The sequence below is a fragment of the Streptococcus sp. DAT741 genome, from assembly GCF_009866825.1.
Classification (GTDB): Bacteria; Bacillota; Bacilli; order Lactobacillales; family Streptococcaceae; genus Streptococcus; species Streptococcus ruminantium.
The window spans coordinates 1,871,933-1,898,863 of sequence record NZ_CP019557.1; the positions used below are offsets into that span (position 1 = coordinate 1,871,933).

Genomic DNA, 26,931 nt, shown 5'->3' on the forward strand with positions numbered 1-26,931 from the left:
AGATGATGGAAAGCGGCTGTATTGTAAAAATAAACTTGGAAATCTTTTCAAATTTTTCTTTTGTAAACATTTTTTGTACCCCATGTCTTGTCCAACTATGGTTGACAAGAAGTCTGTTTTTACTTTTCAGTATACAATTTTATAATTTGCTGATCTATATCCATAGAAAAGATATAGGGTCTATTCATTTGGAAAAACCTGCCATCAATCGGAGGAGTGATGCGGCAATCCAAACAATCTATAAACTCCGAAATATCGCTTCTTAATTTAGATACTGTTTTCCTGGACATACCATTTGCAATCTGTTCGAATACCAATTCTTGAATGGTACTTACTAAAAATGTTTTTGATAGATAAATCAAATTCTCGTTCTGCAACCATATTCCCATCAGACCAATTTTATAAATTACATACTTCAAACGGATAAAATAGCCTACTCCTTCCTCATACTGATGCCGAACAAGCCGAGCTAAAACATCAGCCATTGCTTCAACTTGTATCTTTCTATCCTTCTTCAATAAATGTAAATTACACAGATTTTCCAATACCATTAAAAGAAGCCGATTACTCGTATCGTCACCTTTATTGGCAAAATATGAATAAAAATGTTCCGGAGAATGTATCTTTAAATAGGATTTTGACAGTAGGATTTCTTCAAATTCTTCACTCCCATCCAGAAGCCGATTACCAATCCATCCTTGTTCTTTCCCCAAAAATGAACTGGTTAATAACAAGACATACAAAGAAAGGTAAGACACTGGTGCAAGTCCGATAGATTTTGGTAGGAGATAATATACTACTAGAAAAGCAAGAACCACACTTACTTCTCTTGATATTTGCATTTTCCTTAACTTTTTTCCTAAGACTTGCCATGTGGTCCCTGAATAATAATCCTGCTCAAGGTTTACATACAGAACATCCATTATCATTTCTGGAAAGTAGAGGAGATTCAACGGTTGAAATTTCCATTGGCCATCATAAGAAAAAGGATAGAGGATAAAATAACGAATATAGCATATATTACTCAGTTTGATATAAGTGATTTGTATAAAGAATGATAAGAGGTAAAGAGTGTACACAATCAGGAGTGCAAGAAATACTCCCTTAAAAGTTCCGATAGAATTTGCTAACGGGACATAAAATAAAAAGATAAAAAAGAAATACTGAATCAATAATATTAATTTAAAAAAACGTTCCATAAACTTCTAATAAAAGACCCTATTATGCCATAAATGATGAACTGCTGCGGCAGCGTCCAAGCCAGCCAAACCAATAATAATTGGATTTCCTGTTAGAGCTGATAGCTTGGTGATAACTCCTGGAAAATAAGCCATAGCTGTCTAATATCCCCATTTTGCCATAGTAATTGTAGATGGGAGACCAGCTGCAATACGATTGGCCATACTTAGGCCTGTTTTATGAATCAAACCTTGAATATTTTTAATAAGGTTTTGAGGACTTCCCCCGTCAAGATACATCATTTCCTCTTCTTCAAGAGCGACATAGTTATTTGGTAATACAAGTTCCATGAGTTTTTCTCCTTTATTTTTACGTGGTTAGAAAGGATTTCCGTAACATTCTCTTACAACAGATTCGTTAGTGTTATCTGAATCGCTATTTAAATGGCAAAAATAGATATTCTCACAAGAATTTAACCGTTATCCACGGAATCAAAGTAATTAACATACTAGAAATGATTGGGATAACTTGGGTGCTAAGCGTCAAAAAATAAATTAAACGGAAACTCTTTAACTCTGCCAGGCTGATACTGCCGATAGACTTGATATACCTAAGTGAAGCGTTAGAAGCACGGATTTCGATATACATTTTTAGGAACAAAACAATCAGCAATAACAGAATATCCATACGTACAGCCATAGTAAAAAAATAATCCATATTTTCTAATAGTACTCTCGAAAGAACCAAGATTTTCAACATAGGACTAACAAAGTACAAGATGGCAAATGAAATAGATTGAATGATTAGTACTCGTTTTCTATCCAGTGAGTGATATAGCTCATGTATGAATGCAAACGTGCCATAGAAAGAAAATTCATGGTCCTTTACGAAGATAACCTCATTTAAAATAGGTCTATATAAAAATTCTTTCCCTTCCTCCATAGTGGATAGAGGGTTAATGGATTCTTTCAGGTCTAAATAAGTTCTATCAGCACCAAAATAAATTTTTGAGTACATTAAAACCCTTTTATATATCAATTGATGAGCGGCAGTTAGTAACAAAATTAAAAGAAATAAGGAAAACGGAAATAAAAGAATAGTCATAGGCACTCCTTAATTACCATCGCTTCTAAGCTCAGTCTACAAATCAATCTCCATCTTGGAGTATTTATAACTTCATATAATAAACTTATCAGTTCCAAGTCTTTCCCACTCCTCACGAAACATTGGCTTTCCTAAGTTTCATTGATTCATAACATGTAAAATAAAAGCATTGACAATATAAGGTAAATAATAAACTGAAAAAAATAGCTGAGTAGGGCATGAAAGGAGATGCGCCCTACTAGGTTTGTTTGGTCTATATAATTATTATTCTTTAAGAAAGAAATGGCTCCATTGGACGCGTATGATTCGATAATAAGTGTAAAAATCAAGCAAACCAGAAGCATAATCATATCAATAGTCACCAACAACCTCAAAACCGGATAAGATGTTCCAAACCATATTGAATATAAGGTTACAACCTTCAGTAGCGTTGATAAAAGATAGGTATAAACAGATACAACTGTTTGTACTTTTAACACCCTATTCCTATCTTTAAAATGATAAAGTTCATGTAAAAAAGCCAGTGCATCTACTAAAGCATTCGTTTTTAGATTTTTTACTCCTATCGTGTTTGTCAATGGACGAAACCAGAAGGAATCTGAATAAACAATTAGAGGTTTATCCAATCCTTCTGTCTCACAAAATTGTTGGAAAATGATGTCCAAATCGTTACTTATTCTTATTTTTTTTTCGACTGTATCTATTTAAACAATTTTTATTTACCCAAATAAACACAAGAGTTATGATAAGAAAAGTAAGAAGAATAACATTCATCAACGCTGCATCATTACTTAATAATTTCATTACCAGAATTTATAATGTTTGCCTGTTAAATATACAGCTGTAGCTACAACTGCCGCACCGCCAACAACTGCTATTGCTCCACCTGGGTTAAGCCATGCTGATATTACTAAAGCATTGATAGTGTTCGCAACCCAACCTCCAGCCAATCGAATTGCTGCGCCAACCAGACTGTGTTTTACACCATGCCCAACAATAGCTCCGACAGCTCCAGCAACTACAGCGATAGCAGCATCTCTAATCCAATCTCCCTCATCAAGGCAGGTTCCTATTTTCTAAGAAGGAACTGGTATATTGGATTTTTCATATTCTTTCTGTCGTAAAAAGGGAACCACGAAATTTGAAAATAGTGAGAGACTGATAAACCACCATATCTCTTTGAAAATCAATAATAAAACCAGCAAAACAAGCACTAGCATAAATTCTATGATTAGTAATTTCTTTAAGTAACCAAGCAATTGTTTATCTGCAAAATATAGCTTGATCAGCAAATTAGCTCTGATAACCCTAAAAAGAATATTTAAAAACGCTAATGCAATTATAATATAGGATAAGCCATTCCTATAAAACAATAGAGGCAAAAATACTGTTGTATAGCTCAAATAATTGATCAATTTAAAATAGTCACTGGTATCTAGCTTTGAATGGAATTGTTCCACCCGTTGATATTCTTTTAAGAAATCACCATGGTCTCTGAGAGTTAGAAACAATACGATTTGAATACCACCAATTAGACAACTACCTAGCAGAATAATCTGCTTGTTTATCGCAATCAGGTTAATGTTTAGAGATACTAGTATTAGTACTATCGAATTGACCGAGAGCATACTTCTTATCAAAATATTTTTTATCCTAAATAACGGCAGATTGAATAAAATATAAATCAGTGTTAAAAGCGAAAGAATGACAGAGAGAACATCGGTGAAAGAGGAAGATTGGCTCAGTATCAGCAAGATGATAAACAAGATTACTGTCGGGCAATATTTGATACTATTCATATTTTTCATCTCACCGTTGCAGATATAAAGCCATCCCATGGATAGGGATTTCCAGTAATATCACAACCTCTATTTATTGCACCATAACCAATACAATAAGCAACTCTAGATATAGCGCCCGCCAAAACACCTGCTGCCGCTCCAACTAGCCAACCTCCCAAGCCTCCAACCTTAATAAAATTGGTTAATTTTTTTGCTACAACTGCCGTAGCAGCCAATGCTATAAATGTTCCTGGACTCATAGCCAAAGCTGCACAAATAAGCTGACAGTCTTTTCGGGAAAAATATACTCCCCCATCAAGATACATCATTTCCTCTTCTTCAAAAGCGACATAGTTGTTTGGTAATACAAGTTCCATGAGTTTTCTCCTTTATTTTAGTGTGGTTAGAAATGATTTTCTAACAAGATCGTGACAACTTAGTTTATATCTTCGTAGCTGCCTAGATAGGACAGTCTTGCTAAGGTTTATAAAAAATTTTTATTAAAAATAACGATCCCAATATTACAATCACTCCACTTAAAAAAAAATGTAATTCCATTCCCCTATATTTTTCAATATAGGGAATGACATACATGCTAAGCAATACAAGTATTACTCCAGCAAGAGCTAGGATAATTAATAGTGTATTTGCCATCTTAATCATATAATATCACACCATCCATTATTGGGATGTTTATCCCCTTCATACGACTCAAAAAATATACAGTGAATGTATCTATTGCTCAACAACTGGGCATTTCAGATACATTCACTTTTTAAAGTTTCACACTAATAGAATAGTCTCATTTGCCATAATGCTGCACCTGCACCATATGAAGCGCCTCCAACCGCAATTGTCAACTTGATAATCGTAGCAATTGAAATTGGTTCTCCCCCATCAAAGTTATACTAGTTATGATTAAACACAAAAATACAACTATATAGCTAGTATTTTAATATTCTTTATCATGTTTGGTAACTATTTTAAGCACGAATGTTGAAATTTGTTACTAACAAGTAATGTAAGTCACTTCTTTATCAAAAACCATATTAACACTAAAATACCTATCCCTAAAAAAAATGAAATGTTTGATAACAAATCTGACAGACTTTTATCTTTTACGTTTGGAAATACATACTGCCCTAACAATACTAAGACTATACCAAAAACTAAAAAGAAAAATTTTATATAAAAAGCTTTATTATCCATAAAATTAAATATCACACCATCCATTATTTCTATTTTTATCTCTGCTATCCCACCATCTAGCTGCAAAATCTCCGATACTCCAGCCACCAAATCCCGTTACTAATCCAATTATAGTACCAGCCATTCGATTCGCTAACTGAATAGCTATAAATCTTCCTAAATGATGGGCAAAAGTTTGGGTGATTCTTCTTGCACCTAAAGAACTAATAAGCCCTTTCAGTACAGCTAACCCACCACCTCCTCCTGTAAGTGCTGCAATTGTTCCATTTATCCCAGCATTAATTCCAAATGCTACCACTGAGTTAGGAACAGCCAAATTCCATCCCCCATCAAGATACATCACAACACTCAGGAACTAGTATCTTCTCCACTATTAACTAACTTCTCCTTTTACGAAAGGAATAAGTAAGAAAATAAATAACGTATAACAAATCTAATAAAAATAAACAAGAGAATAGTCCAAAAGACCACCACGATTCCACTCTTATAAAAAAATACAAGATAGAAATAGGTTGTATTGCAAAAATTAACTTAGAAACCTTTTCAAATTTTTCTTTTGTAAACATTTTATTTTTACCTTATTTCTTATCTTAACTATAGTTAACAAAAAAATCTATTTCTACCCTTTATTGTTTGAAACTGCATTCATTTATAGCATATGGAACAGAAGCATTGACAATATAAGGTAAATGATAAACTGAAAAAAATAGCTGAGTAGGGCATGAAAGGAGATGCGTCCTACTAGGTTTGTTTGGTCTATATAATTATTATTCTTTAAGAAAGAAATGGCTTCATTGGACGCGTATGATTCGATAATAAGTGTAAAAATCAAGCAAACCAGAAGCATAATCATATCAATAGTCACCAACAACCTCAAAACCGGATAAGATGTTCCAAACCATATTGAATATAAGGTTACAACCTTCAGTAGCGTTGATAAAAGATAGGTATAAACAGATACAACTGTTTGTACTTTTAACACCCTATTCCTATCTTTAAAATGATAAAGTTCATGTAAAAAAGCCAGTGCATCTACTAAAGCATTCGTTTTTAGATTTTTTACTCCTATCGTGTTTGTCAATGGACGAAACCAGAAGGAATCTGAATAAACAATTAGAGGTTTATCCAATCCTTCTGTCTCACAAAATTGTTGGAAAATGATGTCCAAATCGTTACTTATTCTTATTTTTTTTCGACTGTATCTATTTAAACAATTTTTATTTACCCAAATAAACACAAGAGTTATGATAAGAAAAGTAAGAAGAATAACATTCATCAACGCTGCATCATTACTTAATAATTTCATTACCAGAATTTATAATGTTTGCCTGTTAAATATACAGCTGTAGCTACAACTGCTATTGCTCCACCTGGGTTAAGCCATGCTGATATTACTAAAGCATTGATAGTGTTCGCAACCCAACCTCCAGCCAATCGAATTGCTGCGCCAACTAGACTGTGTTTTACACCATGCCCAACAATAGCTCCTCCTGCAGCAAAACTATCTGCAATCCATCCCTCACCATTAAGATACATCATTTCCTCTTCTTCAAGAGCGATATAGTTGTTTGGTAGTACAAGTTCCATGAGTTTTCTCCTTTATTGGTTAGAATGATCCGTTAACAAGGTGTAGATACTTGTCTATCTTAGGGATCTATTAAGAACCTGTATTTACAATATTATAAAGCTCTTAAAATCCGACTAATTTGTGATAGTTTTACAAAAGCGACTTCTGATGACACTAATTTTTCAAGAGCCTTGGCTAGCCTTCGATAGGGGCAATCAGGCGAAAGTCCGCTCCACTACCCAACGTTTTGGGATGATTTGCCAGCTTCCTTTTATTTTTTCAGAAATATCTACTGGGCACCGAAACTCCTCAACCATCCTTTCTTCAAAACTTTTCCGGTAACCAGCATCGGCTGAAAAAGCCTTGATTGTTGGAAATCGTGCCATCACTTGACACGCAACTAAAATCCCTGATTTGGTGTCATGAAGATTAGCTGCATGAACCACAACATCGAGAAGATTACCCATGGTATCAACAACAATGTCGCGCTTTCTCCCTTTGACTTTTTTTCCGCTATCAATGCCACGTTCCTCTGTAGCATCCGTTGTCTTAACGCTTTGAGAATCAATGATAGCATAGGTTGGAGAGATAGCTCTACCAGCTTTTAGTCGCTTTTTTTAACAAGCTCTGCCAAAATGGTATCCCAAAGCCCACTTTCCTTGGCACGACGAAAGAAGCTCCACACAGTTGGATATGGAGAAAAATCATGGGGGAGCATGCGCCATTGACAATAGGGTTCTAGCTTAGCCCATTCTTTATCAGTTAAATCAGTATCATATGCTTTTCGTTTCATAGTTTTAGTTTAACATTTTTTGTGAATACAGGTTCTAACTTAAATACTGTTCACTATTTTTTCTCTACAAATACAGAATTATTTTTATAACATCTAGAAGACTCCTCACAAAATTGGTTACAAAATCTAACTAGAAATACATCCAGTCAATCCTCTTTATCACAAGTTGATAATTCCATATATGAAACCAGAGAGAAGCTGTGATAGAGCATAGAAAATAAATAGACATATAGATATAGAACACCATATTTTAAAACGGAACAACTAGCGACTAACAAATTATGAACGACAGGTACATAAAATAACAGACAATATAATGTACGAATAAGAAATTGTAACTCATCTCGCAAGGAATCTAGAATGGATTTTTTGGTCCAGTTATCAAATAGGAGAAACATTCCTGTAATAAAACCAGACAGGATGATAAAATGCAGCCCTGTCTGAATCAAAATGACAGACAGCACATTAACCACTATTACAGACAGATAGCTAAATACGATATAGGACATCTTCTTATGTTTAGAATACGATAATTTTCCAAACTCATATTTCTCTCTGTTTAAATAATGACTCCTATTTTTACTACAAAGTAAATCAGACAAAAACACTCCACCCAGTACAAGAAGTCGAACATCATAGCCAGTGTGTACGGTACCTACCATCACTAACCAATAGACCAGCTCAACAATCATAAAAATCATTCCCACCTTGTCTGATTTTATCAATGCCTTGCACATAAACATTTGTTCCAGTACAAATAAGGACTCAAAAATAAACAAAGAAAGGATCCCAAACTGAATCAGCAAAAACAAGAAAGGAACTTTATCTGACAAAAGAATTGAACATACTATAATGATTCTAAGCCAATTGTTTCTACCTGATAACATTAAATGCTCCCCTTTTTACCTAATATTAATATCCACCCAGTAAGGAATTCCATTTCGAGTGTAGGCTAAGTCCACGCCTATCCCCTTCCTCTCAATCAAAGCTCTAGCAATTGTAAAAGCAGCTCCTCCACCTATTACGGATGATACTAATCCAGAAATCCCCGCTACAACTGGACCTCCTATACTACCAATTTTCATGCCAAATATAGCTGCTTTGGCAGTTATTAGAGCACCAACTTTATACAAGCCAAGTCCAATTAAAAAACTTCCCAACGGGTTAATTCCTGCAGAGATAGCGAACGCCTTCAATGTCCCGTACGAGATATAAAATCCCCCATCAAGGTACATCATTTCCTCTTCTTCAAGAGCGACATAGTTATTTGGTAATACAAGTTCCATGAGTTTTCTCCTTTATTTTTACGTGGTTAGAAATGATTTTCTAACAAGGTATAGACAACTGTTTATCATTCTCCAGCTCAACAACAGAGCAACCTTTCTCCACTCTAGTTGGATTTGTCTTGCAGAGAGTACTAAAACCTTTATTATTTGAAACTCAATAGTTCCAATATCCAATCAAGATAGGTCTCTTGATTGTAGACAATACGCGCCTCTACTGGCATATCTTTTTGCAATACAATGACTTCTTTTCCTTTCTTCAAGGTCAAACTTTCTAGCTCGATAACGACCTTATAAAGACTGATATTGCCATTCTTTGTTTCTCTAGTAACAGTCCCTGAATCTATCTGTCGAACTGTGCCTTTCAGGGTTCCATATTTCTGACTATTGACACCTGTAATAGCTACATCTACCTTAGCACCTTTGAAAACTCTGGAAATATCCGTTGCCAGAACAAAAGCTTCTATGTAAGCTTCCTTATTATCTCCAGCAATCTCGGCAATGGTTTGGTGTTGCTGAACGGACATCCCCTGCTTAAACGGTGTCACATAGTGCAAGGTTCCGCCACTAGGAGCCAATACGGTATACCCCTTATCCTGTCCCGTAGTAACTCCAAGATTTGCTTCCAATTCTGTTATGCTCTTGTTATTAGCTGCTCGAGCTGTTCCCAACTCGCTAATCAATTGGGCATAGGTCGTATAGGCTTGAGAAGTCGGATTATGATACGAACGCTCCATATCCTTTATGTTGGACCGTAAACTATCAATCTCCGTTACTTTTCCTTGAATAGATGATTTTGTTGTTTCGATCTTCGTTTTAACTTCTGAAATGCGTGTTTTCAACTTCTCTATCTGGGTGGTATTGATCGGCGTTTCCGTGGATGAAGAACTCGTTTCCGCATCAGTCGGATTCGTTACAACCACTTCCGAAGAAGGCTGTTCCGATAGACCTGCCAATTCTGCTTCCAGATTCGTTAACTCTAGCTGCAAGCTACTCAACTCTGTATCAAGTTGGCTCTTCTCATCGGTAAGTCTATTCAGTTTGGCATATTCATCCTGCAACTTAGCGTATTGAGTTCCATCATTATAGTTTTCTGATTTGAGTTGCGACAAATAGTACTCAACTTTCCCATAGTACTCTTGCTCTTCACCTGAGTTCACCATATAGTTAGCTTTCCCATTCAAAGACTGCTCATACTTCTGGAAAATAGCTTCCTTAGATTTCAGCTTTTCTAACTGTTTTTTTAATGACTCAGTTTGAAGTCCCTCTTGTCCGCTGGACAAGGAGAGTATAACCTCACCAGCCTTCACACTGTCTCCTTCATTCTTATGTAAGGTGACAATCTTACCATTACTGACAGCTGTTATATACTCCGTCCCTCTTATCACTGAGCTACCTGTAGCCTTGACAATATAATGTTTAGGAAGGTAAGCAGCCACGACAAAGGAAAGCAACAAAACAATCAAGGTACTGAAAATAAGGATGAAAGCATAGGCTGGAGGACGTTTATCAAAGAAGATTCTGGAATAACGTAATTCTGATTTATTGTATAATTTCATAGGCTCACAATCGGTCTAAAAATATCAACTGTCATCATCTCCCCAGTTGTATTAACATATACGGTATAGGAAGTTCCATCTGTTTCAAGATCATTTTCATAAAAGTGCAAATCTAGCTTAGAATAAGCAAATTGCAGATACTCTGGACGATCTTCAAAGCGGACATAGACACAATGCGGGCAGATAACTTCTTCATAGACAGTATAAAACGTATCATACTGACGAAAATCATGGGCTTGAACATACAAATCATAATTGACAGTAATCGTTCCATCTTCGTGAATCATGGTTCCACTATTTTTCACAATGAGAGGCCCAAACATCTGAACATTTAGTAACTTTAAGTGTTGATAGAACTTATCAATCTCCTGCTCCAACTTTTCAACTTGAAGACTCTTTAACTGTTTACAGATTACTTTTTTCAAGACTAATTTCTTGTTTTCTAAGACTTCTAACTTACTCATAACTAACCTCCACCGACTGAGTAGCAATTCGTTTACTTTCGTGTCTGTAGGAATCAATCGTCTGCAATTGAACCATTTTGGCATAGCGACCGCCTAGCTTCATTAGCTCATCATGGGTACCATATTCCACAATGTTTCCATTTTCTAAAAAGCAGATTGTATCGCAACGCAAAATAGTTGACAGGCGATGGGCGACAATGATGGTTGTCTTGTCGATAATTTTATCAAATATCAAATTTTGAATTATCCGCTCACTAAAGGAATCCAAGTTTGAGGTAGCTTCATCAAAAATATATAATTCTGCCTTGCTAAGAAGAGCCCGTGCAATGGCCAAACGCTGTTTTTCTCCTCCAGAGAAGTTCTGTCCACCTTCCTCAACGAAAGAACCATACCGATTTTGCAGTTTTTGGATAGTATCATGAATACCAACAATCCGACACACCCGTATCATGTCCTCATAGCTAGCATCTGGATTACCGATTTTCAGATTATCAATGATGGTACCTGAAAACAACTCTACATTTTGAGGAATGTAGGCAATTTTTTGCCGCAGCTCCCCATAGTCCAAATCACTCAAGTCATGATTGCCAAACTTTATCTGACCTTGATTGGGTTGGATAAAGCGAAGCAGTAATCTGACAAGCGTACTCTTTCCAGCTCCGCTCTCGCCAACAAAGGCAATCTTCTCACCTTGTTTGATTACCAAACTAAAATTTCTAATAATAGGTGGTCTAGAACCATAGGAAAAAGTAACATCTCGGAAAGAAATATCTTCTAACAAGGAAAAATCATGGATGCTATAGTCTAGCTGACTGTCCTCACGCTCTACTTCCATCAACTCCTGAAGACGACTAACGGCTACCTGAACTTCTTGGAAGGTTAGCTGCAATCGAACCAAATTCTGAACAGGTTCTGTAAAGTACTGACTCAGTGTCTGAAACACCAACAGATCGCCTATAGTCATTTTATTATCAATGATAAATAAGGCACCTATTCCCATGAAAATTAAGCTTCCAAGAGTTCCTGCTATAGAGGAAATGGTAGATTGAACATTCTGCAATACTCCCTCTTTGTAGCCAATCTCTAGTGTATGAACAAAGTTCTCTTCTAGTTTATCCAAGCGTTGTCTCTCGTCATATTGAGCCTTAATAGTATCAATATTTCGTATAGACTCTATCAACTGGGAATTAAGCATTGAGTTAGCTTCCATCTGCTCCTTATTGATTTTTTTGTAGGGCTTTTTAAAACAGTAAATCAAGATAACATTGACTACTACCATAACTACCAAGATAAGAAACAGAGAAGAATTTAGATTCCATAAGACGAGAGCACTGATGGCTGATAGGCTAATGTCCATTACAAGTGAGATAGAGACCGATGTAAAGACATTTTTGATGGTCATGGCATCCTGAAACCGTGTTAAAACATCTCCAACTCTTCGGCTTCCAAAAAAACTATAGGGGAGATGGATAATATGGTCGTAATAACCCATAAGAACCGGAATATCTATTTTCCGAGACAAGAAGAGCAAGATATGTTGCCTAAAAGCGGACAAGAGGCTTTGTAGCAGAGAAACCACTCCAAAAACAAGTAAGAATAGATAGAGGCTATTCTTTAAACCGAAGGGAATAATCTCATCCATAATAACCTTGGAAAAGAGACTGGATAAAATACCGATGATACTTAACAAAAAAGAGGCAAGAATCACTGTACCAACCAAACCTTTTTGAGCTAGTATCAGGGCAGAAAATAAATCAAATAAGCCCTTACCTTTTACACTTCCTCTCTCAAAATGGCTATTTGGCACCATAAAGATAGCAATCCCTTGATAAATAGAATCCAAATCTTCTAAAGACCATTGTTCAAGTCCCTTGGCTGGATCCGCAATTAAATAGGAACCATTCTTTTTTATCTTATGTAAGACAACAAAATGATTTTGTCCCTGCTTATTTCTAACTTGTAAAATAGCCGGAAAACTCACACCATCTGTCAAATCATCAAGTGATACTCGGATAGCCTTAACCGTAAAGTTTAGCTTTTCCAATCCCGATACTATCCCATGAACAGTCGTACCATACATATCTGTCCCAATTATTTCGCGGATTTTCATGATGGACATCTCTTTTTTGTAGGTCAATAATACCGTAGAAACTACTGCTGCCGCACAGTCCGATTGATCGTGCTGATGCGTACAGACATATTTTTTGAACATAAACAAACTCCATCTTACTTATTTTATATGAGTACGAATAGTATCACTGCCTATCCTAGAAAATATAAAAATATGAGGCAAGCGAGATACGGATACTACTAATCTTTTCTTCCATCTTGAAAGCCCTTTCGCCCATATAAATTATACTATTCTGATTATGCTTTGTCAAGATTATAGTCATTTTTTGTTTATATATATTTTTTGACATTGTGTAAACTATGAAAGTTGCCTTACATCAAGTTATAGACTAAAGAAAAAGTTCATTTTGGATAGGAACTTCAATCTTTTTCTTTACAGTTAAAAACAAAAAAACTCCCAGAAACGTCAAATAATAACGTTTCTGAGAGTTGATTCATGAAATTCCCAACGTTAACAAACTTTCAGGAAGTTACATTTCGCAAACTCATTTTACGATAAGTCATTCCAAATAATTTTCTTTTAAGTGCTTTTCTACCTTCAACGCTAACTTGCTGATGCCAGCCGTTGAGTAGAGTATTTGTGACATTTCATAATATCTTTTTACAATATCCTTATCCGCAAACTCTTCTGTTACATTGCCCAAATCGCGATAAAAAGCAGCAAATAAATCAATTGGATAAAGTTCCTTGGCCTCTTCCAAACAGTCTGCCGCTACCTCAATCCCTTTTTCGATCTGATTCGTCAACCAGAGATAGCGACTGTAATTGCTTTTTATACTGAAATAGTAGGTCATATCTTCTGAAGTTTCCAGTCTATCACTGTCTATTTTATCCATTATTTCAGCATATAAACGTTCGACTTCTTGATGCTTGTTAATCCTTATCAAGATTGCTAGCAAACTATCGTACAGGTACAGATAACCTTTCCAATTTACTCCGACCCGTTTCAGAAGTTTCTTATACTTTTCAAGAGATTCTTCATACTTACCTTCTCGCTCTTCTACGAGAATCGCTTCTAACCATTCCATATAGATTTGATCCGGAAATGTTAGACGAGAACTGTTCATCTTTTCCTTTTCATAGAGGAAAGCAATGGTTTCAAAATCTTTTTTCTTCAAGTAATCCTTGGTTATTTTTCGAAACTGTTTTAAATCAGATACGATTTCTCGCTCATTCTCATCAAAAAAATACTCCATATGCACCTGCATTTTTTTAGCGAGAAAATAGAGCAAGTCAGAACCAGGCATATAAGCTCCCTTCTCCATGCGACTGATCTGTCCTTGATCACAAAGACCTTCTGCCAATTCTTTTTGGGACCAGCCTAATTCTTTTCTTCTTAATTTCAATCTTGTTGCTAATAGTGACTTCATATTTTTTCTCCGAATTTTACTATGTACACATTATAACAAGTTCGTCTTAATCATTCAAATGTTAAAAGATTTTAGGAAAAAAATCTCCAATTTGATTTCTATGTCATTAGAAAATAATATATCATTGCATAACTAAAGAAAGCGAACAAAGTGGGAAAGTTTATCAAACCAAATTCCCTTCTGTTCGCTTTTTGTTTTTTATATTCAACTTTTATCTCAGGCATAAAATCCTATTTTTCATCAAAGATATTCCCTAGCTCAACATCAACTCGGTTTTCTTTGACATTGATATCAGTCACCGCTAGCAAAGATTTGTAGTTAGCTACACTGCGGTCACCTTTTTGATTTTCTGCAAAGACTGCCACACCGACCAAGGTAGAATCAAACTCTGATAAGAGGCTGATCATACCGTTAATCGTACCACCATTTTTCAAAAAGTCATCAACGATAAGGACTCGACTACCTGCCTTCAAACTCCGTTTGGACAAAAACATCTTCTCAATCCGATCGCTAGATCCCGACACATAATTGACAGAAACTGTCGAACCTTCGGTGATTTTCAAATCACGACGTACAATAACAAAGGGCACGTTGAGAACGTTAGCAACTGCATTAGCCAGCGGAACTCCCTTGGTCGCAACAGTCATAACAGCATCAATCTTCTCATCTTTGAAAGCATCTGCAATAATACGGCCAACATTTCTCAAAATATACGGTGTTGACAGAAGGTCAGACGAATAAATATAGCCTCCTGGTAAAATACGATTACTCTCAGCAATTCGCTCGCGAAGGGCTTGAGCAATTTCAATGGATTCCGTCTTAGAGATTGATGGTGTGAATACAACACCACAACTAGCTCCTGTGATAGTCTCAATCTCTCCTATAGAGCTTTCTTCAAATGCCTTCTTAATGATTGCAATATCTTCTGAAATTGAAGATTTAGCTGATTTATACTTCTCAGCAAAAGTATTTAGACTAGTCAATTCATAAGGGTGGTTGATGAGGTAATTGGAAATGACAACCATTCGCTCACTTCTTCTTAATTTCATAAAATTATCCTCTTTCACTTTTTTCTATTATATCACAAAAAAATAAAAAGCGAACCTTTTTATTTAAAGGCTCTACTTTTTTCGTATTTTTTCTGTTAATCACCTATACCATTTAGGGATAAGAAGGGAAAACTCTTCATACCAGTCCAAGATTTGATTCGCCTGTCTCTTCATAAGCAAAACTTGTTCGGGAGCGACTTTCTCTGCCCAGGCCAAAGCACCTAGGCTATTGACGGTAAGATAAAGCGGTAATAAAGACCAAAATTCTGTCGGAATGCATCCGTTAAAATAAGCATAAATCTGCCCACTTGCAAAGGTAGGAGATAAAGCAGCTGTAAAGACTAAGCGATTAAACTCTTCCCACGGATCTCCAATGTCGTGCCGGTCAAAATCCAACACCTTGAGTTGACCATCTAAACCAAGCAAGAAATTCCCCATGTGAAAATCACCATGATGGTAGGCAATAGGGCGACTCTCAAGTAAGTGACGATGAGTACGCACAAATTCCAGCATGACCTGATCATTCTCATAGGAATGTCTTGCAGCTTGATAGGCAGCAAGTTTACTGTCAATCTTAGCCTGATAGAAGCTATTCCAAGCACGCTGGCTTTGATCAATCGGTAAAGAATGAAGCTTCCGTAGAAACTGTCCAGCCTGACACCCCAACGCATAGAGCTGCCGATCAGATAGATTCGATGGAAGGACTGCCATATCTTCCCCTTCTAGCCATTCAAACAAGCTATAAAAAAACTGCTCATCCAGCCAAAAGGCTTCAGGTCTAGCTACTGGCAAATCTCGCTCTGACAAGTTCTTCGCAAGAGAAAATTCCGCTCGTTTGCGTTCATAACTTGACCGCTCCGCTATTCGCAAAAGGCCAAAGCGTCCATCCTGCAGTTGGACCTTGTACTTTTTATCCGTAGACCAGCCTTTTGTGATAGGTTGAGATGAAACAATCCTGCTTTGTGGCATGAAAACCTCCCTGAAAATACAGATGAGACAAAGCGCCAAGGTACAGATACAACTGTCTTAAAAGAAGCAAACGACAATGCCTGTCCACAGACTATTAGTCAATATTAGGCTTATAAAAGGTCCGATTATCCATGGCAAAGATGCGGTTGGTTACCTCACCCGGTCCTACTTTGTCTAAAGCAGATAGCATCATCATCATTTCTGCATCAATATTATCAATCATATGAAGGATTTCCGCCTCCATAATTTGTGGACGAACAGGGCTACCGTACTCCAATAGACCGTGATGACTGAGAATAACATGACGCAACACAATTACTTCTTCCAGACTATCATCAATCCCCAGCTCGATCAAGACCTTGGTGATTTCTTCATCAATTAAGGAAATATGCCCAATGAGATTACCACGAACAGTGTAACTTGTATTATCCGGACCAGTCAATTCAATAACCTTAGCCAAATCATGGAGCATGATACCAGCAAAAAGCAGACTTTTATTGAGCTGGGGATAAATATCACCAATTTTCTCTGCCAAGCGCACCATGGTTGCAGTATGAAAAGCTAGACCTGAATAGAAGGCATGATGGTTGGTTTTAGCTGCTGGATATGAATAAAATTCCTTATCATACTTGCTGTAAAGAGCTCGGACAATCCGTTGCCAGATGGCATTTTCGATACGAAAAATCATCTGATTCAGATAGTCCTTTGTTTCCTTGACATCAACAGGAGGTTTTTCCTTAAAATCGGCAGGATCGTTTGGCTCCCCTACCCTTGGCAAGCGAAGCACTAATTGATTGACTTGAGGCGTATTATTATAAACTTCTCGGCGGCCTTGCATATGAACTACTGTTCCAGCCGTAAAGTCCTTAATCTTCCCAGGCTGTGCATCCCAAACCTTGCCTTCAATTTCTCCCGTATCATCCTGAAAGGTAAGAGCTAAATAATCTTTTCCAGCCCGCGTTTGACGGACTTCCGCTGTTTTTATGAGATAAAATCCTTCAAAGAATTCATCTTTTTTCATTTGGTTAATTTTCATCGTCTTCCTCATCTAATGGTGACAAACCAAGTAGGCCCTTAGTCTGGTCGTCTTCATATAAGTCAATCGTACGAAGACTGCGTTCAATGGCGTTGGTTCGAGTTGTTAAAAGTTTATCAATATTGCTGCTGGCTTGGTTGAGCTGCTTCTGAGCCTTAACTAAGAGAGTGCTAAACTTGCCGAATTCCAGCTTGACATTTCCCAAGACCTTACTAATATCATCGGCAGAACGTTGGATATTGAGAGTCTTGAAACCGACAGAAAGGGAATTGAGCAGAGCCGATAGAGTTGATGGTCCTGCCACTACAATACTTTCCTGACGACGGAGTTCATCAAAGAAAATAGGATTGCGAACAACTTCTGAATAGAGGCCTTCTGTTGGCAAAAAGAGGACACCAAAATTAGTCGTTTCAGGAGGGTTAAGATACTTGCTTTGAATATCCTTGGCAAAACGCTTAATGGCTGCCAAAAGATTTTTCCGGTGAAGATCAACCTGATCCTTATCGCCACTTTCGTAGGCTTCTTCCAAACGGTAATAATCAGCCAATGGGAACTTGGAGTCAATCGGCAAATAGATATAGTCGCCATCCGTTCTCCCCGGTAGTTTAACAGCATATTCTACTCGCTCATTAGAGCCTGAAACAGTCACACATTCACGCTCATACTGGCTAGGAGTCAAAATATCCTCAATAATCTGTCCCAACTGCAACTCCCCCATAATTCCACGGGTCTTACTTCCAGAAAGAACCTTGTGCAGACTCCCTACATCACGCGCCACTGTTTGCATTTCTCCCAAACCGCGATTAACAGACTCCAGCTGTTTAGAAACTGTTTCAAAAGAAGCTTGCAAGCGAGTTTGCAAGGTCTTCTCCAACTTTTCCTCTACCGTCTGGCGCATTTCTTCCAGACGTTTTTCATTAGAGTCCTGAATAGCCTGCAAACGGTGATCCGTGGCATCACGACTTTCCAAATGATTCTTGATCAGTTCTTGGCGAATCTCAGTCAACTGCTGGTAAAGCTCCTTACGTACCTTTTCTACTTCCTGATGAATAACTTGTTGCTGCTTGAGAGTTGAGTTTTCTAACTGATAGCTGAGCTGATCAGACAAGTTGTCTGCTGCATCTTCTGTTTGATCTTGTAAGAGCAGGGCTAAGCTCTGCCATTTCCCGTAAAGAAAAACCAAACAGGCCAAGACCAGTATCAGCAAAATGAGTTGTAAAATATCCATTTACTCCTTATCCTTGCTATAAATAAGGACCACGTAGCCCTTATCCAGTTCGATTTCTATATCTCTATCTATAAATTCGTTAGAGCTATAGCATTTTTTATAAAAATAATTGCTTCCCTCAAGCGGATACTTGGCATGACGAATCGTCAAACGACTGTTATCCGAGGGCATGAAGGAAATGTAAGTCATACCTTTGATAGGAGAAACCTTGTGCACGCCTGCCGGACGAAAACGAATAGTATTCTGTCTATCGACCAGTTCAATTTTCTCCATGTGAATCGCTAAATCTGGCTCACTAGCTAAGAAAAGATTGCTCATCATATGATCCACACGTCCACCAAAGGCACCGTAAATCCTGACCTGAGCCTCTGGATAGGCAGCGAAAATCTCTTTCAATGCCAACTCCAAGTCTGTATCATTTTTCTCTGCTGGTGCCTGAGTAACCAGCTCTGCCATTTCCATAATACGCACCAAATCCAGCGAACTGACCGAATCAAAGTCTCCAATGGCCCAGTCTAGCGGAAGAGCGAGTTCTAACAGACGAAGAGAGCCTGCGTCTACCCCCACATAGAGATCAGCAGGCTCAGGAAAGTAGTCAAACGGACCACCTGCTATCAGCGCAATCTTAGTCATAGAGGGCTGCTCTCAATTTGGCAACATTGGCATCTAAATCTCCTCTGAAGAGATAGGAACCTGCCACAAAGACGTTAGCGCCCGCGTTTTTGGCTGAATGAATGGTCTTATCATCAATCCCTCCATCTACCTCTATATCAAAGTCCAGTCTCTTCATCTCACGCAATTCGACCAAGTTTGCAATTTTCCCTGCTACTTCTGGAATGTAGGCCTGCCCCCCAAAGCCTGGATTGACTGTCATTAGAAGAACCTGATCAACTAAATTCAGTACCGGCTCGATTGTCACAAGCGGCGTACCAGGATTGATCACCACACCAACTTTCATACCGGCCGCACGGATCTTTTGCAAGGTCCCATGCAAATGCACCGTCGCTTCCGCATGAATCGTCAAAATATCTGCCCCTGCACGCGCAAATGTTTCAATATGATATTCCGGGTTGGACACCATCAGATGGCAATCAAAAACCAGCTTACTGTGAGGACGCATAGCTGCCACTACATCTGCACCAAAACTGATATTTGGCACAAAATGACCATCCATAACATCAATATGGACATATTCAACACCCGTTTTTTCTAAACGTTTGAGCTCGCTTTCAAAATTCGCATAATCTGCCGCCAAGATGGACGGTGCAATCTTATAATGTGGCATAGGGACCAACTTTCTATTTAAATTTTTTGCTAACCTTGGTATAGGTCTCACGCTGATTTTGGATTTCGCTGAGGAATTGAAGATAATTATCAAACCGACTTTGGGAAATAGCCGAGCTGCTAACTTCTCTTTTTACCTCACAATCCGGCTCATGAGTATGAGTACAAGTTCGGAATTTGCAGTTCTGACTAACGTTGGCAATCTCTGGAAAACAATCTGTCAGAGCCTCTGCCTCTTTAACATCATAGTCTAAGGATGAAAAACCCGGAGTATCCGCAATTTTTCCACCAAATACATTGTAGAAACTAACCGCACGTGTTGTATGACGACCACGCCCCAGACTGTCTGAGATTGCTCCGGTCTCCAAGGCCAACTCTGGTGCAATTTTATTAAGAAGTGTCGACTTACCGACTCCTGTCTGCCCCATAAAAACCGTAACTTTACTCTGCAAAAGGGGTGTCAATTCCTCTAAACTATAAACAAAAGGATAGCCGATTTTTTCATAAATTGCCTTAAAGGTATCTATCTCAGAAGAATCCTCTACCAAGTCCATCTTTGAAACGTAGATGATTGGTTCCATATCCTTTTGCTCCAATAATACTAGGAAACGATCCAGAAGATTGGCATTAAAATCCGGTTCTTTGGCCGACATGATTACTACTGCCTGGTCGATATTGACAATAGGTGGACGAACCAAGCTATTCTTTCTCTCGTGGATTTTCAAAATGTAACCTTCGGAATGTTCCTCTGCGGAAAAGTCGACAAAATCCCCCACGTAAGGAGTCTGTCCCTTCTTACGAAAATTCCCTCTGGCTCTAGTCTGATAAATCTGTCCATCCGCCTCAACATAGTAAAAACCAGCCAAGGCCTTAATAATTCTTCCGTGCAATGAAGACTCCTTTATAGGTATTCTTTCTAGTATTATACCAAATTTCCCTCAAAAAAGGGAGCGGGAAAAAACTCAACAAAATACATAGGAAAAGACTTTGTCAATAAGTCTATGTTTTTAGGAGTTGAGCTAAACGATTTATTCTCAGATAACAACTTGTATAGACTGACTTCTGTCAGTTCTAATCTCCTACTTTAAAAGGTCTCTCGGTCACTACATTACTCCAAGAAGTCAGGAAACTCTTGGATACTGGAGTCAACAAAGTTCACACCATTTGTATTAGAAAGTAAAGAACACAAATCGTATCTCCTAGTCAACGGAACCGCTAAAGGCAATCAGTCCCTACACTTAGATAGTAATATGAACCCTAAGAAGTAAATCTGAACCAAACCCAACCTTCAATTTTTAAAATTCCTCTAGCCAAGATAGAATAAAAAAGGTATAATGTAGTTAAGTTTGAATCTCTAAAAAGAAGTTGAGGCACAGAGCTATACCAAACAGACTCAAGCGGAGGTGGTGGAACGGCAGACACGCATGCTTCAGGCGCATGTGCCCATCGGGTGTGAGGGTTCAAATCCCTTCCTCCGCATCATAGAAAAAACCAAGCCAGTCGGCTTGGTTTTGTTTTATTCCTTAACTTCTGTAGCAATCTTGAAAAAATCCTTGTGCTTCAAGAGATGACCTTTTCCGGTAGATAAATCATACTGAACTAGCTTGAGTTCCTCTGCAACAGTTGCATCACGTTCTGTTTGTCCAACTCGGTTCTTGTGCAAGACTTCTGTTAAGAGAGCATAGTAGGGGCTAACCTTTGCTTTAGTCGTCTCCAGCATGAGCGCATTCATATCACTGGAGTTGACTAGCTCATAATGATGTTTCTCTGTCTCAAAATTACTCCAAATGAAATAATCTGTTTTATACCGCTGACTTGGATCCGTTACAAAGGCCGACTCTGGGTAGAGCCCCGGCAAATGATCTCCATAGAAAACGACCGTCACTTTCTTGTCCAACTTTTTGAGTTGGTCTAAGAAATCTCTCGTTGCCTGATCTGTGAAGGACAAGAGGCGGGCATAACTAGTCAAGTTTTCATTTTCTTCTGCCGTAAATCCTTCACCTGTTGCAGTAATTCCAGCAGGTTCAGCCGCACTCCATTGAACGTGGTTCTGCATAGTCATGGCTGACACAAATTTGTTATTCCCAGAACGTACCTGCTCTAAGATGAGTTCATAAGTTTTTTTATCGCTGACAAAATTCCCTTGGTAGTCAGTATCTTTAACTATGATTGGGTACTGCGAACTGTTCAAAGTGTAGAACTGCTCAATTCCCAACTGCTTGTAAATAGAATTACGGTTGTAACTAGTCCCATAATAAGGGTGTATGGCCACGCGCAAATCCTCAGCATATACATCACTGATACTTGGCAATTTCTTCATATTCGGTGCCACATCCAGATAGACAGATGAGATGGAAGAGCTATAGTTATAGAAAGGAAGACCACTGTAAACCTGAAACTCAATATTGGCTGTTCCACCACCGTAGTGGTCGCTCTTCATCAAGCCACTGGTCGTCTGACTCATAATCTGCTCAATATTAGGCAGGACATTCTGGCTGAGAGTTACTCCGGGGATCCGACGAGGATCTGCCAAACTCTCACTGAGGATGTAGATGAGGGTTTGATCCTTTAGTTGATTGGTCCGTTCAATATTGATCTCCGCAGCTAACTTAGTATATTTTTCAACAATAGCCTTTATCGTCTTTTCAGAATAGTTCTTTGGCTCTTCCATACTGGTCTTACTAAGCTGTTGTAACCAAAGAAAAGCCAAAGTACGATAACGGGCCACAAAAGCATAGCCCTTCCAGTCTACGTTTCGCCAATTATTGACTTGGGAGAGAATCGGGATCCCTCCCCATATCTTATGATCTTTTTCATGGCGAATCGCCCAACCCATTCCCAAAATTAAAGAAAGGATAAGAGCAACTCCTGCAAACCGTTTCCAAATGGATTGAATGATGGTTCCTAAAAAATAGCGCTTGCGGATCCGTTTGTAAACGAAGATTAAAATAATCAAGAAAGCCAGTGAAACAAGTACAACCCTCAAGCTGATGAAGCTGAAAATCATCCCCAAATTCCCAATCCATTTAAAATCATTTGGGGTCAAGGGTTCCGAACGATACCGAAACTTGAGAAAATTAGCTGTAATCAGGGTTACATTTAGACTTGCAATCAAGGTTACCGATAAAATCTGACGATTGATCAGCAGGCTGATGATGACATTTAAGAAAAAAAGACAGGCTATTTGAAAAATAATGGCTCCTGGAAACAGATGTCGCGTGAAATAAGCTCCTGTACCTCCAGCCATAGAAGCTTGATAACCAATGTGAGAAAGGGTTGCCAAGCCCAGACTGATAAATATCATACTGTGTACATTGGTTCGATTAGCCTTAAATTCTCCGAACGCTTTAGGGATATAGCGCAGAAAAGCATAGGTCGCTATAAAGTGTACGACCGCAAAAATCGGAGTCTGACTGAAAAATTCGATATAAGATCCTTTTTCAATCAAACTCTCGTAATGACTATCTTTCCAATAAGAAATTGCCAAAGGACTAAGGGAAAATAGAGTCGTCAGAAGCAAATAACCATCTGGCACCAAATGGCTAGCTGACCACCTTTGTAATTTTTCCCGAATTTTTGGTTTGTTTCTCCATAGGAGAGCCAAGAAAATTGGTAAGACCAACATTAACAATAACTCAAACTGGAAAAGATTGTTTCGGACAATATTCCAAGGTTGATACTTCTTTGCATTGAGACGATAGACTAAACTGACCAGATAGAAGAAACCTAGAAAATAACCAATATACTTGGCAAAAGTCTTGGTGCGGACAAATGCTTCGTACTTGTCCAGAATTACTAAAATATAAAAAGTAAAGATAAGATAGGCAATCAGCGGTAAAGGGATAAACCAAACAGGAAAAGCCTTGCCACTAAGGAGTAAGGCTCGTCCCATAGCCAAGATCACCGTCATAACCATGACTAAAATAAACTGCTTGCCAGTATTAGAATTGATTTTTTTCATAAAGTGCCTCAAGTGAAAGTAGTGTTACTGAACGATAGGTAGTTACATAATAGGTTAACCAAGCCAACCAACTTATTAGACTGATGACGATAACTGGAAGTAACCACCACTGCTGTTTGTAGGATAGAATAAGCTGATTTTGCCCAACTTTACCAGTTACAGTTGGAACACCGATGGTGGAAAGGTAGTAATCTGATTTCCCTAGTTTTTGTCCATTCAATACCAACTCACTATCGCGATAAACAACAATCGGTATTTGGATTTCCTCTGACTGATTGGCTGACCAGCTTATCTCTAGGCTGTCCCCATTGACTCGCTTGCTGAACTGCTGGTTAGGTAAAATAATCTGATCACGATAGCGATCATAGCGTGATTTAGCTTCGTTTATCACACGCACATTATCCGCCTTATCAGATAGTTTTGGTACGTAGTCAGGAGTAGATTTCTGAGCTAAACGAATAAATTCTCCCAAGTCTTGCGAGTGTAGGGACGCACGTAATTCTTCCGTTGTCCCATAGAGAGTGGTATGCAGCATATCTTGCAAGAAATCAGGCTTGTTGTATTGGTTTTGGATAGCTTGATTATATTGCTGCCAAGCAAAGCTGACACCAATCAAGGTAGACAGGGTGGTAAGCCCTAGGAACAACTTCTTACGCACTGCAAACTTTGTTAATTGCATGCCGACAACTGTCAAAAGCAAGGCATTTGCATACAGAAAGAAACGGAAAGGAAATTGAATCAAATCTACCAAACCAATCCCCTTGCCAGCAAAAAACTGCCATGGAAAGGCATTTGTTGAAAAAATAAAAAAGATTAGAAACGTCAAAGATAGGCCGCCCAATACCACTGACTGTTTTTTCCACTTTTTCATCATAAAATAAGCAGAAAGCACAAAAAAGATTGGTAAGGAGTAAGGGAAATACAAGAAATTCACCTTAGACCAAGTGACCGTTGATTGAATAAATTTTTTATTGATAAACGGTGCTACCAATTCATTGCCTGCATTGACATATAGCAAAGGAAACCAGATATTCACCGTCAAAATCAGAAAGAGTCCCACTGATAGGGCTACATCTTTAACGATTTTCCATTTTTCTTGAGACTTTATCCAGCCGATGAAAAAGAGGAGCGCATAGGCTAATATGAGGAAGAAGGCAGATAGCATGTGTATTTGTAACATGAGCCCTACAGCTCCTGCCATTAGAAAGATTGGAACTTTTCCAGTTCGAAGAAAGCGAACTGCCGGAATCAAGCAGAGTGGAAACACAGCGACTCCCCAGCTCGAAAAGCCTTGAGCCACCCACCAATATTGGATAGAGTAAGTCGTCACGAAAAACATGGATAACACTACAGAAAAAGAATAGCGCACCCTCACTTCTCGCATCAAAAAATAAAGCGAGGTCGCACTCAGCGTTCCCAAAAGAAGATTGGAAAGCAACTGGTATCTGTACCAAGTCCCAGCCAACAACACTAAGGCCCCTTGTAAATAGGCTAGATAAGGACCATATAGGGCATTAACAATTCTTCCAGATTGCTGATAACCATGCAGGCTCATCATATAGGAAAAATCACCCGTCTTTATTTGCATAGCTGCATCATAAAAACGATTGAAGTGGAAAACAACATCGTCTCCCGTCACAACTGCTCTTGTCCAAATCTGCGGCAAAAGGAGAGCAAAAGAGAAAAGAAAAAACAAAACGACTGCGGCAATATGTGGGTGTTTTTTCAAAACATTTTTAAACATTTTCATACCTTCATAAAAAAAGAGGGAACCCCTCTGTTATATTCGTAACTTTTCTGATGACTACCAGAATCATTGTTTGCAAGTTTGACTATACTCTTCAAAGATCAAATTCACACATCGCTAGCCCAACTTGGTAGGCGAGGAGTCGTCTAATCTGATAGTTAAAATCAGCAAGTAATATCATCGTAAACTCCCTTCTATTTCCAGCAATATTGGAATAAACTGTTGGAAGTAGTTTGATTTTCATTGGATATTATCTTTCAGTATAACAAGCTTTCAAACCTCTGTCAACGGGCAAGAGACATTCATTCGGTATTTTGTATCAAACAAACAATGACTGGCTTTACAAGCCTACTTCTCGAAGACTATCTGATAGACGTGCAAAGTCAACCATAGAAAGAGCTTCTCCTCGGACGCTAGCTTCTAGCTCTGCCATGCCGAGTGCCTGCATCAGCTTATCCTTCACTTCCTCAGACTTACCAAAATGGTTGGTCAGGTTGTTCCAGAGAGTTTTGCGACGATGAACAAAGCTAGCTTTGGAAACTCTAAAGAAGAAGTCTTCATCCTTGACTGTCACTAGTGGTTGCTCTCGACGAACCATCTTGAGAATGGCCGAGTCTACATTTGGAGCAGGCACAAAGACCGTTCGAGGTACGATAAAAGCCACCTTAGCAGTCATGTAGTACTGGACTGCGATGGACAGGCTTCCATAAGCCTTGGTATTTGGCTCGGCAGAAATACGATCTGCCACCTCCCGCTGCATCATAACCACAAACTCGCTAAAAGGAATCTTGCTCTCAATCAGATGCATAAGGATTGGGGTAGTGATGTAGTAAGGCAGATTGGCCACAACCTTAATAGGTAGATCAGGATTTTTGAAGTTCTGAATCTGTTCCTGCAAATCAGTCTTCAAGATGTCCTGATTCACGATGGTCACGTTATCAAAACGACCCAAAGTATCCGACAGAATAGGAATCAGTCGATCATCAATTTCAAAGGCCATGACCTCGGCGGCCTTTTCTGCCAAAAATTCCGTCAAAGCACCGATTCCAGGACCAATCTCAATAACATTGACATGACCATCAATCTCTGCTGTATCCACAATCTTTTGTAAAATATTGGTATCGGTCAAAAAGTTCTGACCGAAAGATTTCTTAAAGGTAAATCCGTGGCGCTCAAGGACAGCACGGGTAACGTTTTTGTCTGCGATTCTCATTTGAT

Annotated in this window: 27 protein-coding genes and 1 tRNA gene; 1 reads left to right on the top strand and 27 read right to left on the bottom strand. The window is 38.3% G+C overall.

Annotation, left to right across the window (positions count from 1 at the left end; translation table 11 throughout):
- Window positions 1–119: 119 nt before the first annotated feature.
- The 23 genes from BZG42_RS08895 to rsgA form a co-directional block, all read right to left on the bottom strand.
- The gene (locus tag BZG42_RS08895) at window positions 120–1,199 is read right to left on the bottom strand and encodes a hypothetical protein (RefSeq protein WP_156009035.1); all 1,080 of its coding nucleotides are present in this window, start codon (window positions 1,197–1,199) and stop codon (window positions 120–122) included.
- A 6-nt stretch (window positions 1,200–1,205) separates the two neighbouring features.
- On the bottom strand, window positions 1,206–1,334 hold the full coding sequence (locus BZG42_RS10215; RefSeq protein ID WP_265574956.1) for a hypothetical protein: 129 nt from the start codon (window positions 1,332–1,334) through the stop codon (window positions 1,206–1,208).
- A 6-nt stretch (window positions 1,335–1,340) separates the two neighbouring features.
- On the bottom strand, window positions 1,341–1,529 hold the full coding sequence (locus tag BZG42_RS08900; RefSeq protein ID WP_156009036.1) for an argininosuccinate lyase: 189 nt from the start codon (window positions 1,527–1,529) through the stop codon (window positions 1,341–1,343).
- A 112-nt stretch (window positions 1,530–1,641) separates the two neighbouring features.
- Complete coding sequence (locus tag BZG42_RS08905; RefSeq protein ID WP_155971667.1) at window positions 1,642–2,283, bottom strand: hypothetical protein; 642 nt, start codon at window positions 2,281–2,283, stop codon at window positions 1,642–1,644.
- Window positions 2,284–3,086: 803 nt separating this feature from the next.
- Entirely contained in the window at window positions 3,087–3,233 is a 147-nt protein-coding gene (locus BZG42_RS08910; RefSeq protein ID WP_155969697.1) for a hypothetical protein, read from the bottom strand.
- Between the two features lie 854 nt (window positions 3,234–4,087).
- Window positions 4,088–4,441 (bottom strand): argininosuccinate lyase, encoded by a 354-nt coding sequence (locus BZG42_RS08915; RefSeq protein WP_155996106.1) that lies wholly within the window; start codon window positions 4,439–4,441, stop codon window positions 4,088–4,090.
- 836 nt (window positions 4,442–5,277) lie between these two features.
- Complete coding sequence (locus BZG42_RS08920; protein ID WP_227985553.1) at window positions 5,278–5,589, bottom strand: hypothetical protein; 312 nt, start codon at window positions 5,587–5,589, stop codon at window positions 5,278–5,280.
- Between the two features lie 989 nt (window positions 5,590–6,578).
- Window positions 6,579–6,860, bottom strand: a complete 282-nt coding sequence (locus BZG42_RS08925; protein WP_120172302.1) for a hypothetical protein — start codon at window positions 6,858–6,860, stop codon at window positions 6,579–6,581.
- A gap of 195 nt (window positions 6,861–7,055) precedes the next feature.
- Complete coding sequence (locus BZG42_RS08930; protein WP_155996112.1) at window positions 7,056–7,430, bottom strand: transposase; 375 nt, start codon at window positions 7,428–7,430, stop codon at window positions 7,056–7,058.
- Between the two features lie 14 nt (window positions 7,431–7,444).
- Window positions 7,445–7,633: a transposase gene (locus tag BZG42_RS08935; protein WP_024533107.1), complete on the bottom strand. Its 189-nt coding sequence runs from the start codon at window positions 7,631–7,633 to the stop codon at window positions 7,445–7,447.
- Between the two features lie 146 nt (window positions 7,634–7,779).
- Window positions 7,780–8,370 (bottom strand): hypothetical protein, encoded by a 591-nt coding sequence (locus BZG42_RS08940; protein WP_142379100.1) that lies wholly within the window; start codon window positions 8,368–8,370, stop codon window positions 7,780–7,782.
- 165 nt (window positions 8,371–8,535) lie between these two features.
- A complete protein-coding gene (locus tag BZG42_RS08945) occupies window positions 8,536–8,919 on the bottom strand; it encodes a hypothetical protein (protein WP_024533109.1) in 384 nt (127 codons plus the stop codon).
- Window positions 8,920–9,062: 143 nt separating this feature from the next.
- Window positions 9,063–10,475 carry an HlyD family efflux transporter periplasmic adaptor subunit gene (locus BZG42_RS08950; protein WP_120172304.1) on the bottom strand — a complete coding sequence of 471 codons (1,413 nt, stop codon included), beginning with the start codon at window positions 10,473–10,475 and terminating at the stop codon, window positions 9,063–9,065.
- The gene (locus tag BZG42_RS08955; protein WP_155996115.1) at window positions 10,472–10,939 is read right to left on the bottom strand and encodes an AraC family transcriptional regulator; all 468 of its coding nucleotides are present in this window, start codon (window positions 10,937–10,939) and stop codon (window positions 10,472–10,474) included. Before BZG42_RS08955 ends, BZG42_RS08950 begins: the two co-directional genes overlap by 4 nt.
- Window positions 10,932–13,151, bottom strand: coding sequence for a peptidase domain-containing ABC transporter (locus BZG42_RS08960; protein ID WP_120172307.1), 2,220 nt, complete (start codon window positions 13,149–13,151; stop codon window positions 10,932–10,934). The genes BZG42_RS08955 and BZG42_RS08960 overlap by 8 nt, the downstream gene beginning before the upstream one ends.
- Window positions 13,152–13,569: 418 nt before the next feature.
- Window positions 13,570–14,439, bottom strand: a complete 870-nt coding sequence (locus tag BZG42_RS08965; RefSeq protein ID WP_155996118.1) for a helix-turn-helix domain-containing protein — start codon at window positions 14,437–14,439, stop codon at window positions 13,570–13,572.
- A 230-nt stretch (window positions 14,440–14,669) separates the two neighbouring features.
- The gene (gene purR, locus BZG42_RS08970) at window positions 14,670–15,488 is read right to left on the bottom strand and encodes a pur operon repressor (protein WP_155996121.1); all 819 of its coding nucleotides are present in this window, start codon (window positions 15,486–15,488) and stop codon (window positions 14,670–14,672) included.
- 99 nt (window positions 15,489–15,587) lie between these two features.
- Window positions 15,588–16,457, bottom strand: a complete 870-nt coding sequence (locus BZG42_RS08975) for an aminoglycoside phosphotransferase family protein (protein WP_155996124.1) — start codon at window positions 16,455–16,457, stop codon at window positions 15,588–15,590.
- 94 nt (window positions 16,458–16,551) lie between these two features.
- Window positions 16,552–17,493: a 3'-5' exoribonuclease YhaM family protein gene (locus BZG42_RS08980; protein WP_024532037.1), complete on the bottom strand. Its 942-nt coding sequence runs from the start codon at window positions 17,491–17,493 to the stop codon at window positions 16,552–16,554.
- On the bottom strand, window positions 17,483–18,721 hold the full coding sequence (locus BZG42_RS08985; RefSeq protein WP_024532038.1) for a DNA recombination protein RmuC: 1,239 nt from the start codon (window positions 18,719–18,721) through the stop codon (window positions 17,483–17,485). Before BZG42_RS08985 ends, BZG42_RS08980 begins: the two co-directional genes overlap by 11 nt.
- Window positions 18,722–19,354, bottom strand: coding sequence for a thiamine diphosphokinase (locus BZG42_RS08990; protein ID WP_024532039.1), 633 nt, complete (start codon window positions 19,352–19,354; stop codon window positions 18,722–18,724).
- Window positions 19,347–20,006 (bottom strand): ribulose-phosphate 3-epimerase, encoded by a 660-nt coding sequence (gene rpe, locus BZG42_RS08995; protein WP_155996127.1) that lies wholly within the window; start codon window positions 20,004–20,006, stop codon window positions 19,347–19,349. Before rpe ends, BZG42_RS08990 begins: the two co-directional genes overlap by 8 nt.
- 13 nt (window positions 20,007–20,019) lie before the next feature.
- Window positions 20,020–20,895, bottom strand: coding sequence for a ribosome small subunit-dependent GTPase A (gene rsgA, locus BZG42_RS09000; protein WP_120172310.1), 876 nt, complete (start codon window positions 20,893–20,895; stop codon window positions 20,020–20,022).
- Between the two features lie 507 nt (window positions 20,896–21,402).
- On the opposite strand from rsgA, the gene BZG42_RS09005 reads away from it, so the two are divergent.
- Window positions 21,403–21,484 (top strand) — tRNA-Leu (locus BZG42_RS09005).
- 37 nt (window positions 21,485–21,521) lie between these two features.
- On the opposite strand, the gene BZG42_RS09010 is transcribed toward BZG42_RS09005, so the two are convergent.
- From BZG42_RS09010 to rsmA, 4 genes are all read right to left on the bottom strand, one after another.
- Entirely contained in the window at window positions 21,522–23,966 is a 2,445-nt protein-coding gene (locus BZG42_RS09010; RefSeq protein WP_155996130.1) for an LTA synthase family protein, read from the bottom strand.
- On the bottom strand, window positions 23,947–25,710 hold the full coding sequence (locus tag BZG42_RS09015) for a hypothetical protein (RefSeq protein ID WP_155969762.1): 1,764 nt from the start codon (window positions 25,708–25,710) through the stop codon (window positions 23,947–23,949). Before BZG42_RS09015 ends, BZG42_RS09010 begins: the two co-directional genes overlap by 20 nt.
- A 97-nt stretch (window positions 25,711–25,807) precedes the next feature.
- The gene (locus tag BZG42_RS09020) at window positions 25,808–25,957 is read right to left on the bottom strand and encodes a hypothetical protein (RefSeq protein ID WP_155971681.1); all 150 of its coding nucleotides are present in this window, start codon (window positions 25,955–25,957) and stop codon (window positions 25,808–25,810) included.
- A gap of 96 nt (window positions 25,958–26,053) precedes the next feature.
- Window positions 26,054–26,926, bottom strand: coding sequence for a 16S rRNA (adenine(1518)-N(6)/adenine(1519)-N(6))-dimethyltransferase RsmA (gene rsmA / locus BZG42_RS09025; protein WP_024532044.1), 873 nt, complete (start codon window positions 26,924–26,926; stop codon window positions 26,054–26,056).
- Window positions 26,927–26,931 lie beyond the last annotated feature (5 nt).